Annotated in this window: 9 protein-coding genes; 3 read left to right on the forward strand and 6 right to left on the reverse strand. The window is 63.6% G+C overall.

Annotated features, from left to right (window positions below; genetic code table 11):
* Positions 1-117: 117 nt before the first annotated feature.
* From gdhA to IMX18_RS20925, 3 genes are all read right to left on the reverse strand, one after another.
* Positions 118-1,458, reverse strand: a complete 1,341-nt coding sequence (gene gdhA / locus IMX18_RS20915; RefSeq protein WP_015268894.1) for an NADP-specific glutamate dehydrogenase — start codon at positions 1,456-1,458, stop codon at positions 118-120.
* Between the two features lie 314 nt (positions 1,459-1,772).
* Positions 1,773-3,440 (reverse strand): energy-dependent translational throttle protein EttA, encoded by a 1,668-nt coding sequence (gene ettA, locus IMX18_RS20920; protein WP_015268893.1) that lies wholly within the window; start codon positions 3,438-3,440, stop codon positions 1,773-1,775.
* A 228-nt stretch (positions 3,441-3,668) separates the two neighbouring features.
* Positions 3,669-4,070, reverse strand: a complete 402-nt coding sequence (locus tag IMX18_RS20925; RefSeq protein WP_015268892.1) for a hypothetical protein — start codon at positions 4,068-4,070, stop codon at positions 3,669-3,671.
* Positions 4,071-4,318: 248 nt separating this feature from the next.
* Between IMX18_RS20925 and IMX18_RS20930 the strand changes: the two genes are divergently transcribed.
* The 3 genes from IMX18_RS20930 to IMX18_RS20940 all read left to right on the forward strand — a co-directional run bounded on the left by IMX18_RS20930 (position 4,319) and on the right by IMX18_RS20940 (position 10,891).
* Positions 4,319-8,149 (forward strand): sensor domain-containing protein, encoded by a 3,831-nt coding sequence (locus IMX18_RS20930; RefSeq protein ID WP_137137897.1) that lies wholly within the window; start codon positions 4,319-4,321, stop codon positions 8,147-8,149.
* Positions 8,150-8,490: 341 nt separating this feature from the next.
* The gene (gene glyA / locus IMX18_RS20935; protein WP_003256308.1) at positions 8,491-9,744 is read left to right on the forward strand and encodes a serine hydroxymethyltransferase; all 1,254 of its coding nucleotides are present in this window, start codon (positions 8,491-8,493) and stop codon (positions 9,742-9,744) included.
* 193 nt (positions 9,745-9,937) lie between these two features.
* Positions 9,938-10,891: an arsenic resistance protein gene (locus tag IMX18_RS20940; protein ID WP_139657405.1), complete on the forward strand. Its 954-nt coding sequence runs from the start codon at positions 9,938-9,940 to the stop codon at positions 10,889-10,891.
* A gap of 23 nt (positions 10,892-10,914) precedes the next feature.
* On the opposite strand, the gene IMX18_RS20945 is transcribed toward IMX18_RS20940, so the two are convergent.
* From IMX18_RS20945 to IMX18_RS20955, 3 genes are read right to left on the reverse strand one after another with little or no spacing between them, the layout of a single operon-like run.
* Complete coding sequence (locus tag IMX18_RS20945; protein WP_052329203.1) at positions 10,915-11,238, reverse strand: RidA family protein; 324 nt, start codon at positions 11,236-11,238, stop codon at positions 10,915-10,917.
* 44 nt (positions 11,239-11,282) lie between these two features.
* On the reverse strand, positions 11,283-12,701 hold the full coding sequence (locus IMX18_RS20950) for an aldehyde dehydrogenase family protein (protein ID WP_015268888.1): 1,419 nt from the start codon (positions 12,699-12,701) through the stop codon (positions 11,283-11,285).
* 12 nt (positions 12,702-12,713) lie between these two features.
* Positions 12,714-13,757, reverse strand: coding sequence for a homoserine dehydrogenase (locus tag IMX18_RS20955; protein WP_015268887.1), 1,044 nt, complete (start codon positions 13,755-13,757; stop codon positions 12,714-12,716).
* Positions 13,758-13,876 lie beyond the last annotated feature (119 nt).

The following is a 13,876-nucleotide window of genomic DNA, read 5'->3' on the forward strand; positions in this document are numbered from 1 at the left end:
CCCATCGCGACACAAGGCCGCTCCTACAAGGACCGCGTCATTTCTGAACATGCGCGATACCTGTAGGAGCGGCCTTGTGTCGCGAAAGGGCCGCAAAGCGGCCCCAACGGCCTCAGATCAAACCACGCCCTGCGCCAACATCGCATCAGCCACTTTCACGAAGCCCGCGATGTTCGCACCTTTGACGTAATTGATGCTGCCATCCGCCTCTTCACCGTAATGCACGCAAGCATGGTGAATCGACTGCATGATGTTGTGCAGCTTGCTGTCCACCTCACCGGCAGTCCACAGCAGGCGCATGGCGTTCTGCGACATCTCCAGGCCCGACACGGCCACGCCGCCGGCGTTGGAGGCCTTGCCCGGGGCGTACAGGATGCCGGCCTCCAGGAAGATATCCACAGCCTCCAGGGTAGTCGGCATGTTGGCGCCTTCGGCCACGCAGATGCAGCCATTGCGCAGCAAGGTGCGGGCGTCTTCGGCGTCCAGTTCGTTCTGCGTGGCACACGGCAGGGCGATGTCGCACGGCAGGCTCCACGGGGTCTGGCCCTTGCGGAACTCCAGGCCGAACTGCGCGGCCAGTTCGCTGATGCGGCCACGCTTGACGTTCTTCAGCTCCATCACCGCATCCCACTGGGCATCGGTCAGGCCAGCTTCGGCGTACAGGGTGCCTTCGGAGTCAGACAGCGAAATCACCTTGCCGCCCAGGTCCATGACCTTGCGCGCGGCATACTGGGCCACGTTACCCGAACCGGAAATCGCCACGCGGCAGCCATCGATACGCTTGTCCTGGCGCTTGAGCATTTCCTCGGCGAAGTACACGCAGCCGTAACCGGTGGCTTCCGGACGGATCAGGCTGCCGCCGTAGGTCATGCCCTTGCCGGTCAGCACCGAAGTGAACTGGTTGGCCAGGCGCTTGTACTGGCCGAACATGAAGCCGATTTCGCGGGCACCCACGCCGATGTCACCGGCCGGGACGTCCAGGTCAGCGCCAATGTGGCGGTACAGCTCGCTCATGAACGCCTGGCAGAAACGCATGACTTCGGCGTCGCTCTTGCCTTTGGGGTCGAAGTCCGAGCCGCCTTTGCCGCCGCCCATGGGCAGCGAGGTGAGAGAGTTCTTGAACACCTGCTCGAAGGCCAGGAACTTCAGCACGCCCAGGTTGACCGACGGGTGGAAGCGCAGGCCGCCCTTGTACGGGCCGATGGCGCTGCTCATCTGGATGCGGTAGCCGCGGTTGACCTGCACCTTGCCCTGGTCATCGACCCAGGACACGCGGAACAGTACGGCGCGCTCGGGCTCGACCATACGCTCCAGAATGCCGGCCTGCAGGTAATGTGGGTTGGCCTCGAGGAATGGCCACAGGCTGCGCAGCACTTCTTCCACAGCCTGGTGGAATTCAGGTTGGGCCGGATCGCGTTGCTTCAGGCGCGCGAGGAAATTGTCGACAGATTCGATCATGGTAGACATCTCACCAAGAGGATTGGACTTATTGGTTTTTTTCAGGAATGTACCAAGAAGCAATCGCACCGGAATAGGGCGAAATGTCGTTTTTTTGAAATTATTTGGTGCGTTTTATATAAGTGTATACAAAACCCGGGACGGCGGCGGCTTCATTCGCGGGCTCGCCCGCTCCCACAGGTTCATCACAGGCCTTGGGTTTCAGGGGCTCCTGTGGGAACGGGCATGCCCGCGAATGAAGCCAGCACCACTTCCCAGTCGGGCACAAAAATGGGGCCTCGAAGGGCCCCATTCTTGTGCATCAGAACACCGGCTTACTGGGCCAGCTTCTTGTGCCGTACACGGTGCGGCTGGGCAGCAGCATCGCCCAGGCGCTTCTTGCGGTCGGCTTCGTACTCGGTGTAGTTACCCTCGAAGAACACCACGTTCGAGTCGTCTTCGTACGCCAGGATGTGGGTAGCCACACGGTCCAGGAACCAACGGTCGTGGGAGATCACGATCGCCGCGCCCGGGAAGTCCAGCAGGGCCTCTTCCAGCGAACGCAGGGTTTCGACGTCGAGGTCGTTGGACGGTTCGTCGAGCAGCAGGACGTTACCGCCCTCCTTCAGGGTCAGAGCCAGGTGCAGGCGGCCACGCTCACCACCGGACAGGTCCTTGACGAACTTCTGCTGGTCGCCACCCTTGAAATTGAAGCGGCCCACATAGGTACGCGACGGGATCTCGTAGTTGCCGATGCGGATCATGTCAGAGCCGTCGGAAACCTGCTGGAACACGGTCTTGCCGCCGTCCAGGTCTTCGCGGCTCTGGTCGACGCAGGCCAGCTGCACGGTTTCACCGATCTCGATGCTGCCCGAGTCCGGCTGTTCCTTGCCCATCAGCATGCGGAACAGGGTCGACTTACCGGCACCGTTACCACCGATCACACCGACGATGGCGCCTTTAGGCATGGAGAACGACAGGTTGTCGATCAGCACGCGGTCGCCGTAGCCCTTGGTGACGTTCTTGAACTCGATGACCTTGTCGCCCAGGCGCGGGCCGGCCGGGATGTAGATCTCGTTGGTTTCGCTGCGTTTCTGGAATTCCTGCGACTGCATTTCTTCAAAGCGCTGCAGACGTGCCTTGGACTTGGACTGGCGGGCCTTGGCGCCTTTGCGCACCCACTCCAGTTCCTCTTTCATGGCCTTTTCGTGGGCGCTCTGCTGCTTGGATTCCTGCGCCAGACGCTCGGACTTGGCTTCCAGCCAGCCCGAGTAGTTGCCTTCGTACGGGATACCGGCGCCGCGGTCCAGTTCCAGGATCCAGCCAGCGACGTTGTCGAGGAAGTAACGGTCGTGGGTAATGGCTACCACGGTGCCTGGGAAGTCGTGCAGGAAGCGCTCCAGCCAGGCCACCGAGTCGGCGTCCAGGTGGTTGGTCGGTTCGTCCAGCAGCAGCATGTCTGGGGCCGACAGCAGCAGGCGGCACAGGGCCACGCGGCGCTTCTCACCACCGGACAGGTGCTCGATGCGTGCATCCCAGGCCGGCAGGCGCAGGGCGTCGGCGGCAACGTCCAGCTGGCGCTCCAGGTTGTGGCCGTCAGCGGCCTGCAGGATGGCTTCCAGCTTGGCCTGCTCGGCGGCCAGCTTGTCGAAGTCGGCATCCGGTTCGGCGTAGGCAGCATAGACCTCGTCCAGGCGCGCCTGGGCGTCCTTGATCACGCTGACCGCTTCCTCGACCACTTCGCGCACCGACTTGTTCGGGTCCAGTTGCGGTTCCTGTGGCAGGTAGCCGACGTTGATGTCGGGCATCGGACGGGCTTCGCCGTCGAATTCCTTGTCGACGCCCGCCATGATCCGCAGCAGGGTCGATTTACCCGCGCCGTTCAGGCCGAGCACGCCGATCTTGGCGCCCGGGAAGAACGACAGGGAAATGTTCTTGAGAATTTCCCGCTTCGGCGGCACGACCTTGCTCAGCCGATGCATGGTGTAGACGTATTGAGCCAAAACCAAGCCCTCTAATCAGATAGGTAAAGACATCGACGATCGCCCCGGCGCGCTGGCCAGGGGGATGTATTTACGGGGTGTCATTGAACAAAGTCGACCATTCTACGCCAACGCGCGGCGTTGCATAGGAGGGGCGGATGGTGGGGGGTAGGACCGGGGGGAATCTATTGCCTGTACCGGCCTCTTCGCGGCTGAAGCCGCGAAAGGGCCGGTACAGCTGCAGATGACTCAGACGTGACGCTGCTTGGCCTTGCCCCGCGGCAAGCGGCAACGGTCGCCCTGCTCGGCCAGGCGCGCGGCCCAGGCGGACTTCACGCTGAAGCCACCGCTACGAGTCGGCTGCTGCTCGGCAGCTTTTGCCGGTTTGGCGGCCGCAGGCACGCTGACAACCTTGACCGCCGGCTTGACCTCGGCCACGGCGACTGCCGGCTCAACTGCCGCCTTGGCGGTCTTGCGCAGTTCGGCCAGCGATGGGCTCTTGCTCTTGGCGACAGCTGCCGCCTCGGGTTTGCTCAGCGAACGCTGGCAAGACTTGCAGGATACGTCCTCGGTCACGGCAGTGCTGACAAGGGTCTGACTGCTGCGCCCGCAGGCGGAATCGAGGCCATTGGAGGAAAAGTGAGTAACCAAAACCGAACATCTCCGATGCGTTGTCATTTGAAGCGGGCGCTATTCTCGCACAGGTTGCAGGGGCTTGCCGAACCACCGGGCAGGCACCACCGGTCACATCGGCTGGCACTTTGCCATAATCCTAGGCATGCTAGCCCGTTTCGGGTGTCCGGCCTTATAGTGCGCCACCGCGGTCTGGCAACCAGACACCGGCACACACCGTGCATGATCCATCCCTGCCATCGCCAGCCCAATCGCAGGATCAACGCTTGACCAATCTTACTCATCCGTCGACATTGCGTTCCGCGCCACAGGCGCCCGTGGCCTCGCTGCGCGGGTCGATCAAGGGTGCGCTGGCGCTGCTGGCCCTGATCCTGCTGGGCCTGCTGCTGTGGCAGCTGTTCGCCCAGTTCAACCATACCCAGGCCGACCTGCGCAAACAGAGCCTGGACGCCACCGCCGAACTGGCCGACCACCTGAGCCTGAACATGGCCCTCAAGGCGCAACAGGCCGTGAATGTGGTGCAGCCCTACGTCAAGGCGCCGACGCCCTCGGCCCTGCCCAGCCTCATGGGCACCCTTCGCGAGCGCCTGCCGGCCCTGCAGAGCATGGCCTGGCTGGACGCTACCGGGCAGGTGCAGGCCGACAGCCTGGCCGGCAGCCCCGACCGCCATTTGCTTGACGAGCTGCTTAGGCTGAACCAGGGCAGCCCGTACTTCTTCACCAATTCGGGCGACAACCGCACCGTCTACCTATTGCTACGCCAGGCCACCGAACAAGGCCGCGGCTACTGGCTGCTGCGCCTGTCGCCGGACTACTACCGCACCCTCACCCTCCACCTGGATGGTGCCGGCCACCCGCTGTGGCTGTTGGAAAACAGCCGCAACGGCGAGGTACTGCAAAGCCATGCGCCGGCCGTTACCAGCAACCAACCGCTGCAAAGCGTGATGCTGGCTTTCATCGACAACAGTACCTGGCAGTTGCGCGGCCTGTTCGACGCCAAGCTGGCCCAACAGAAGCTGCTGCCGGCGCTGCTCGGCAAATGCCTGCTGGTGCTGTTCTGCGCCCTGCTGCCGATGCTGGCCCTGGTCAACATGCGCCGCCGCCAACGGGCGCTGCAGGACGACCGCCGGCGCTATCAGGAAATTTTCGAAGGCACCGGCGTGGCCTTGTGTGTGCTCGACCTGTCCAGCCTGCCCGGCCAACTCGACCGTTACCACCTGCGCAACCGTGCCGCGCTCAAACACAGCCTGGCCCTGGACCCCAACCTGCGCCGCTCGCTGCTGCTGGAGCTGAAGATCACCGAGATCAACCAGGTGGCCCGCCAACTGTTGAACATCGACAGCCACGAAGGTGCCTGGCAGCGCCTGATCGATGGCACTGGCGATGGCCGCGACAGCATCGGCATGCAACTGATCGACGCGCTGATCGAGCAGCGCCCGCTGCTGGAGCTGGAGGTGCGCCTGCCGGCGCCGCTGGGTGGCGAGCTGCACCTGTGGCTGATGGCCCGCCTGCCGCAGCAGCGCCGCGACTACCAGGCGGTCATCCTCAGCATCAGCGACATCACCAGCCGCAAGCAGGTGGAGCTGTCGCTGCTGGAGCGCGAAAGCTTCTGGTCGGACGTGGTGCGCACCGTGCCCGACCAGTTGTATGTGCAGGACGTGCTCAGCCAGCGCATGATCTTCAGCAACCGCCACCTCGGCCAGACCTTGGGCTACGACCGTACCGAGCTGGCGCAGATGGGCGAGCGCTTCTGGGAACTGCTGCTGCACCCCGAGGATGCCACGCACTACCAGGCGCTGCGCCAGCAACAGCGGGACAGCGGCCATGACCAGCCGCTGCACTGCCAGCTGCGTTTCCGCCACCGCGATGGCGGCTGGCGCTGCTACGACATCCGCGAACAAGTGCTGACCCGTGACGCCGACGGCCTGGTGACACGCATCATCGGCGTGGGTAAGGACGTGACGGTGCAGATCGAGGCCAGCCAGTCGCTGCGCGACAGCGAGCAGCGCTACCGCATGCTCGCCGAAAGCATCAGCGACGTGATCTTCTCCACCGACAACCTGCTCCAGCTCAACTACGTAAGCCCCTCGGTGCAAAGCGTGCTGGGCTACCAGGCCGACTGGATCTTCGCCAACGGCTGGCAGTCGATCATCGCCAACCCGTCCCAGCTTACCGGCATCTACAGCCTGATGGAGCGCGTCAGCAAGGCCATGGGCGACCCGGCCCAGCTGGCCCAGCTACGCAACCAACTGCCCACCCAGCTGTTCCTTTTCGACTGCCTGCGCGCCGATGGCCGCAAGATCCCCATCGAACTGCGCCTGGTGCTGGTGTGGGACGATGAAGAGCGCTTCGAAGGCGTGCTCGGGGTTGGCCGCGACATCAGCCAGCAACGCCGTGCCGAGAAAGACCTGCGCATGGCAGCGACGGTATTCGAGCACTCCACCTCGGCCATCCTCATCACCGACCCGGCGGGCTATATCGTCCAGGCCAACGAAGCGTTCAGCCGCGTCAGTGGCTACGCCGTCAGCGAGGTGCTCGACCAGTTGCCGGGCATGCTTACCGTCGACGAGCAGCAGGAAGGCCACCTGCGCTACGTGGTGAAGCAGCTTTACCAGCGAGGCAGCTGGGAGGGCGAAATGTGGCTCAAGCGCCGCGACGGCGACCACTACCCGGCCTGGGTCGGCATTACCGCAGTGCTGGACGACGAAGGCGACCTGGCCAGCTACGTGTGTTTCTTCACCGACATCAGCGAGCGCAAGGCCAGCGAACAGCGCATCCACCGCCTGGCCTACTACGACGCCCTCACCCACCTGCCCAACCGCACGTTGTTCCAAGACCGTCTGTACAACGCCCTGCAGCAGGCCGAGCGGCAAAAGGCCTGGGTGGTGCTGATGTTCCTCGACCTGGACCGCTTCAAACCGATCAACGACTCCCTCGGCCACGCTGCCGGCGACCGCATGCTCAAGGACATGGCCCAGCGCCTGCTGGCCTGTGTGGACAACGACGACACCGTGGCGCGCATGGGCGGCGACGAGTTCACCCTGCTGCTGCAACCGCGCGCGACCCGCGAGATGGCACTCAACCGCGCCATCCACGTGGCCGAGAACATCCTCGGCAGCCTGGTGCGGCCGTTCGTGCTGGAAAACCGCGAGTTCTTCGTTACCGCCAGTATCGGCATCGCCCTCAGCCCGCAGGACGGCAGCGAGCTGAGCCAGCTGATGAAAAACGCCGACACCGCCATGTACCACGCCAAGGAGCGCGGCAAGAACAACTTCCAGTTCTACCAGGCGGAGATGAACGCCAGCGCCCTGGAACGCCTGGAGCTGGAGAGCGACCTGCGCCATGCCATGGAGCAGAACGAGTTCATCCTCTACTACCAGCCGCAGTTCAGTGGCGACGGCAAGCGCCTGACCGGCGCCGAAGCCCTGCTACGCTGGCGCCACCCGACCCGCGGCCTGGTGCCGCCGGGCGATTTCATCCCGGTGATCGAAGAACTGGGCCTGGTGGTGGACGTGGGCGACTGGGTGCTGCGCGAGGCCAGCCGCCAGCTCAAGGCCTGGCACAAGGCCAAGGTGCGCGTGCCCAAGGTGTCGGTGAACATCTCGGCGCGGCAGTTTTCCGACGGCCAGCTGGGTACGCGCATCGCCACCATTCTGGAAGAAACCGGCCTGCCACCGGCGTGCCTGGAGCTGGAGCTGACCGAAAGCATCCTGATGCGCGAAGTGAACGAAGCCATGCAGATTCTCGCCAGCCTGAAAAACCTCGGCCTGAGCATCGCGGTGGACGACTTCGGCACCGGTTATTCGTCGCTGAACTACCTCAAGCAGTTCCCGATCGACGTGCTGAAGATCGACCGCACCTTCGTCGACGGCCTGCCCGAAGGCGAACAGGATGCGCAAATTGCCCGGGCGATCATCGCCATGGCCCACAGCCTCAACCTGGCGGTGATCGCCGAAGGGGTGGAGACCCACGAGCAGCTGGAGTTCCTGCGCGAGCATGGTTGCGACGAGGTGCAGGGCTACCTGTTCGGGCGGCCGATGCCGGCGCATCAGTTCGAGGCGCAGTTCGCCAACGAGAAGCTCTTCATGTTCCATTGACCCCGACGCCTCCTGGCGTGCGCGGACTCTGTAGGAGCGGCCTTGTGTCGCGAAAGGACCGCAACGCGGTCCCGACAATTTCGGCGGCAACGCTGCAATCGCGGGGCCGCTGCGCGCCCCTTTCGCGACACAAGGCCGCTCCTACAGGGACCGCGCCCGGCCTGAGAAGCGCACCCTTAAAAACGGACCTGCGAGTCAACTCCAGTTCCCGCCCAGCCCAGACACGGCGCGGGATGCAACGTGAAGCCCATTGGTCCGCGACTTGATGCCACTTCATATGCCAGCCGCGGATCAATCGGTTAGAATGCCCCCCCAATTCACCCCGATCCTTGAGGACCGCCATGTTCAGCCGTGATTTGACCATTGCCAAGTACGACGCCGAGCTCTTCGAAGCCATGCAGCAAGAAGCTCTGCGCCAGGAAGAGCATATCGAGCTGATCGCTTCGGAAAACTACACCAGCCCGGCAGTCATGGAGGCACAGGGCTCGGTCCTGACCAACAAGTACGCCGAAGGCTACCCAGGCAAGCGCTACTACGGTGGTTGCGAGTACGTCGACGTCGTCGAGCAACTGGCCATCGACCGTGCCAAGGAACTGTTCGGCGCCGACTACGCCAACGTTCAGCCGCACGCCGGCTCCCAGGCCAACGCCGCCGTCTACCTGGCCCTGCTGTCGGCCGGTGACACCATCCTGGGCATGAGCCTGGCCCACGGTGGCCACCTGACCCACGGTGCTTCGGTAAGCTCCTCGGGCAAGCTGTACAACGCCATCCAGTACGGCATCGACAGCAACGGCCTGATCGACTACGACGAAGTCGAGCGCCTGGCTGTCGAGCACAAGCCGAAGATGATCGTTGCCGGCTTCTCGGCCTACTCGCAGGTTCTGGACTTCGCCCGCTTCCGCGCCATCGCCGACAAGGTCGGTGCCTACCTGTTCGTCGACATGGCCCACGTTGCCGGCCTGGTTGCCGCTGGCGTGTACCCGAACCCAGTTCCGTTCGCCGACGTGGTCACCACCACCACCCACAAGACCCTGCGCGGCCCGCGCGGCGGCCTGATCCTCGCTCGCAAGAACGAAGAGATCGAGAAGAAGCTGAACTCCGCCGTCTTCCCTGGCGCCCAGGGTGGCCCGCTGGAGCACGTCATCGCTGCCAAGGCCATCTGCTTCAAGGAAGCCCTGCAGCCTGAGTTCAAGGCTTACCAGCAGCAGGTAGTGAAGAACGCCCAGGCCATGGCCAGCGTGTTCATCGAGCGTGGTTTCGACGTGGTTTCCGGTGGCACCCAGAACCACCTGTTCCTGCTGTCGCTGATCAAGCAGGAAATCTCCGGCAAGGACGCTGACGCCGCCTTGGGCAAAGCCTTCATCACCGTCAACAAGAACTCGGTACCGAACGACCCACGTTCCCCGTTCGTCACCTCGGGCCTGCGTTTCGGCACCCCAGCCGTTACCACCCGTGGTTTCAAGGAAGCCGAGTGCCGCGAGCTGGCTGGCTGGATCTGCGACATCCTGGCTGACCTGAACAACGAAGCGGTTATCGACGCCGTGCGTGAGAAGGTCAAGGCCATCTGCAAGAAGCTGCCGGTTTACGGCAACTGATTGGCGATTGCCTGACAGGAAAAAGCCCGGCCTAGTGCCGGGCTTTTTCGTTTTCAGGTGGCGAATCCTGTGGGAGCGGGCGTGCCCGCGAAGAAGACGACTCGGTGGATGGCACCGGCTGCGCCGGTATTCGCGGGCACGCCCGCTCCCACAGGTTATGATTGCGTTCCTCCCTTCAAGCACAGGCCCTACCTTGACCAGAGAGCAACTTGAAACCCACCAGGTCCCGATCTATTTCGTCGCCGTGCTTGCCGCCGTCACGTTCGGCCTGCTGACCAGCGACACTGCACAGCTCCTGGAGGCGCTGGTCACCCCCGCCATCGCGGTGCTGATGTACGCGATGTTCCTGCAGATCCCCTTCCTCGACTTGCGCCAGGGTCTGGGCAACCGCCGCTTCACTTCCGCCCTGCTGCTGGCCAACTTCGTCCTCGTGCCGCTACTGGTATGGGCCATCACCCGCGGGCTGGTCGAGCACCCGGCGATCCTCATCGGCGCGCTGCTGGTGTTGCTGACACCGTGCATCGATTACGTGGTGGTTTTCACCCACATCGGCAAAGGCGACTCCCGCCTGACCCTGGCCGCCACCCCTGTGCTGCTGTTGGTACAACTGGCAATGCTGCCGCTCTACCTGGCCCTGATGCTGGGTGACAACAGCAGCGTGGCCATCTCCATCACCCCGTTCGTGGAAGCCTTCGTGCTACTGATCGTGCTGCCGATGGTCCTCGCCGTACTCACCAGCGCCGGCGCCCGTCGCTCACGCACGGTCTCGACCTGGAACGACGCCTGGGCGTGGATGCCGGTACCGGCCATGGCTCTGGTGCTGGTGGTGGTCATCGCCTCGCAGATTGCCGTGGTACTGCGTGATTTCGACCGTTTGCTGCCGGTGATTCCGGTGTACATCGGCTTCATGCTGCTGGCGCCAGTGCTCGGGTTCGTTGCGGCGCGCTTGCTGCGCTTGCCGGTGACCGAGGCACGCTCGGTAACCTTCAGCGCCGCCACGCGCAATTCGCTGGTAGTGCTGCCGCTGGCGCTGGCGTTGCCGGAAGACATGCGCGGTTTGGCGGCGGCAGCTGTGATTACGCAGACATTGGTGGAACTGCTAGGCGAACTGGTCTACGTAAAGGCGATACCCCGGTTTGTGCGCTGACCCGGGGCGTCAGCCGCTTTGGGTCAGGAGCGCTCAGGGCACACGGCAAACACCTGCACCTCGACCAGGTACCCCTCTCCAAGGTCTGCGCCTACGCAAGCCCGTGGAGGTTTCGGATACCCCTTCAACCAGGCGTCGTACACCTCATTGACCAGGTCGAAGTGGCTGTAGTCGGCGATCCATAACTGAACCCGGGTCAAATGCTCCTTATCGACGTTGGCCTCTGCCATCAGCCCATCGATCGTACCCAACGCCTGCCGCAACTGGCCCTGTACATCCTGCTGCAGGTCGTCCGCAACCACGCCTGCCGTTTCGAACAGGCCCCTGTAGCAGACCGCCAGCGACATCCGCTCGCCTTGTCCATAACGTTCGATCATCAAGGTTCCCCCTCTCAACCCATCTGGTTGAGGCAGACGACTTTGGGCTGGGTCATGTCCTCGTAGGCGAACCGCACCCCCTCGCGGCCAAGGCTTCCATATTTCGAGCCACCGAATGGCATGGCATCGAAGCGGTAGTCGGACGAGTCGTTGATCATCACGCCGCCCGCCTCGATACGCCGTGCCAGGCTCAACGCCAAGGACAGGTCTCGGGTAAACACACCAGCGTGCAAGCTGTACTCCGGGGCATTGGCCAGCGCTATGGCCTGCTCGATCTCCTCGAAGGGCGCCAGCATCACCACCGGTGCGAACACCTCTTCACGCCACAGCCGGCTGGCGTGGTCAACACCTTCCAGCACCGTCGGCGAATAGGTAGCCCCCTGGCGCTTGTGACCACAGAGCAGGCGAGCGCCGCCTTGAAGGGCCTGGTTCACGCGCTCTTCAATCTGCCGGGCCGAGCCTTCGGTGATCATCGGCCCCATGTCGGTTTCGCGCAGGCCTGGATCACCTACCACCATGGCCTGGGTCAAGGCCACGAAGCGCTGGCGGAATGCCTCATAGATGGAAGCTTCCACCAGGATGCGCTGGGTGCCGATGCAGTTCTGCCCGGCTGCCCAGAACGCGCCAGATACACAAGACTCGACAGTGGCCTCGAGGTCGCAGTCCTTCAGTACCAGCACCGGGGCGTTGCCACCCAGGTCCATGGCCAGTTTTTTCAGGCCCGCCCCCCGGGCAATCTGTTCGCCTGTGGCGAAACCGCCGGTGAAGGAAATCATCCGCACTTCACGCACGGCCACCAGGGCCTTGCCCAGTTCGGCACCGCCAGTGGCCACGGTGACGACGGCCTCTGGCAGCCCCGCGTCGACCAGGTACTGCACCAGCTTCAAGGCAGAAAGCGGGGCCAGCTCCGAGGGTTTGAGAATGACCGCATTGCCCCCGGCAATCGCTGGCCCCAACTTGTGCGCCACCAGGTTGAGCGGGTCGTTGTACGGCGTGATGGCCAGGATCAGCCCCAGCGGCTCGCGTGTGAACCAGCCCTGACGCGATTCGGAGCCTTCGTAGGCATCGAACGGCACCACCTCGCCGGCATTGCGCCGCGCTTCCTCGGCAGACAGCTTGAGCGTGTTGATGCAGCGTTTCACCTCCTTCTCGGCCTGACGCAGGGTCTTGCCCGCTTCGTCGACAATCAGGCCGGCAAAATCGGCTGCATCGCGCTCAATCAGCCGGGCCGCCTGCTCCAGGATGCTCGCGCGACGGTGCCGAGGCAGCGCGGCACTTTCGTGCACGCCCTGCCGAGCACGCACGAGCAGACCTGGCACGGCATCGGCAGCAAGGTTGGCGACGCTGCCGACCAGGCTACCGTCGAACGGGCTGTAGACATCGATCAAGGCGGGTTGCTGGACGGCTACCCGGGACACGGAAGTCAGGCTCATGAAGGTTGCTCCTCAGGCCGAGCGGCCAGCAGTGTGGATGGCGACGATATCCGACAACAGGGCGAATGCCGTTTCGACACGCCCCGCACCCGGGCCGGACACGGTTACAGCGCCCAGCAATTCGGTGTTGAACGCAACCGCATTGGTGGCACCGGAAATACCCGCCAGAGGGTGGTTGCCGGGCAACAGGCGCGCTTCGACGCAGGCACGCACCGAACCATCGGTTTCACGGCTGGCACTGCCGATCAGTTTCCAGCGCTGGCCCGCCGCCTGCGCTTGCTGGATAGCAGCGCTATCGAGGCTGCTGATCCCGCTGCAGGTCACATCATTCACCTGCAAGCAAGCGCCGAGCAGCTCGTTGGCGAGGATCACCACTTTCAGGCGTACGTCATACCCCTCCACATCGGCGCTCGGGTCAGCCTCGGCATAGCCAAGTGCTTGCGCCTGGGCCACTGCATCGGCAAAACCGAGTCCCTCTTCCATGCGCGTCAGCACATAGTTGGAGGTGCCGTTGAGGATGCCCTCGAACCCCACCAGGCCTGCACCGGCCAACGTCTGGCGCGCCATGCGCAGCACCGGCGTACCGCTCATGACCGCGCCTTCGTACTCGAACGACACACCATTGGCCTTGGCCAGGGCCTTCAGCGCCGCAGCATGCAAGGCGATCGGCCCCTTGTTGGTAGTGACCACATGCTTGCCAGCTTCCAGCGCCCAACGGCAGAAGGTTGCCGCCGGTTCACCGTCCTTGGGGTTGGTGAATGTGGCCTCGGCGATGATGTCGGCACCGGACTGCTTGATCACCGATTCGTTGAACGCTTCAGCCGAACCTTGCGGGATCTGCGCCAGCGCCCCCTTCTGAGCAGGCAGTGCAGCCAGCGTGGCCGCATCCAGACCGTTGCGGTCGATTGCCGACCCCAGGAACAGGTCGGTCACGCCAACGATCTTCAGGCCAAAGCCCAGCTCTTGCTGCCAGCGCGCATTGCGTTCGGCGATCAGTTGGGCCAGGGCACGGTTCACACCGCCAAAGCCAACAAGTGCAATTTTGTATTCGGTCATGGTTCGCTGTCCTTTCCAGGCGGTTGGTCGATGGGGACAAGCGTAAGAGCCGTGCAATGCCAGTTGAATATGGCAATCCGCTGTATTTACTGGCCAATCTGACCAGTAGCCGATGCACG

This window comes from Pseudomonas shirazica (genome assembly GCF_015168335.1).
GTDB lineage: Bacteria > Pseudomonadota > Gammaproteobacteria > Pseudomonadales > Pseudomonadaceae > Aquipseudomonas > Aquipseudomonas asiatica.

Coding starts and splice junctions, on each gene's coding strand:
- glyA (WP_003256308.1), top strand. CDS start 8,491: ATGTTCAGCCGTGATTTGACCATTGCCAAGTACGACGCCGAGCTCTTC.
- IMX18_RS20955 (WP_015268887.1), bottom strand. CDS start 13,757: ATGACCGAATACAAAATTGCACTTGTTGGCTTTGGCGGTGTGAACCGT.
- gdhA (WP_015268894.1), bottom strand. CDS start 1,458: ATGATCGAATCTGTCGACAATTTCCTCGCGCGCCTGAAGCAACGCGAT.
- IMX18_RS20950 (WP_015268888.1), bottom strand. CDS start 12,701: ATGAGCCTGACTTCCGTGTCCCGGGTAGCCGTCCAGCAACCCGCCTTG.
- IMX18_RS20945 (WP_052329203.1), bottom strand. CDS start 11,238: ATGTCGCTGGCGGTCTGCTACAGGGGCCTGTTCGAAACGGCAGGCGTG.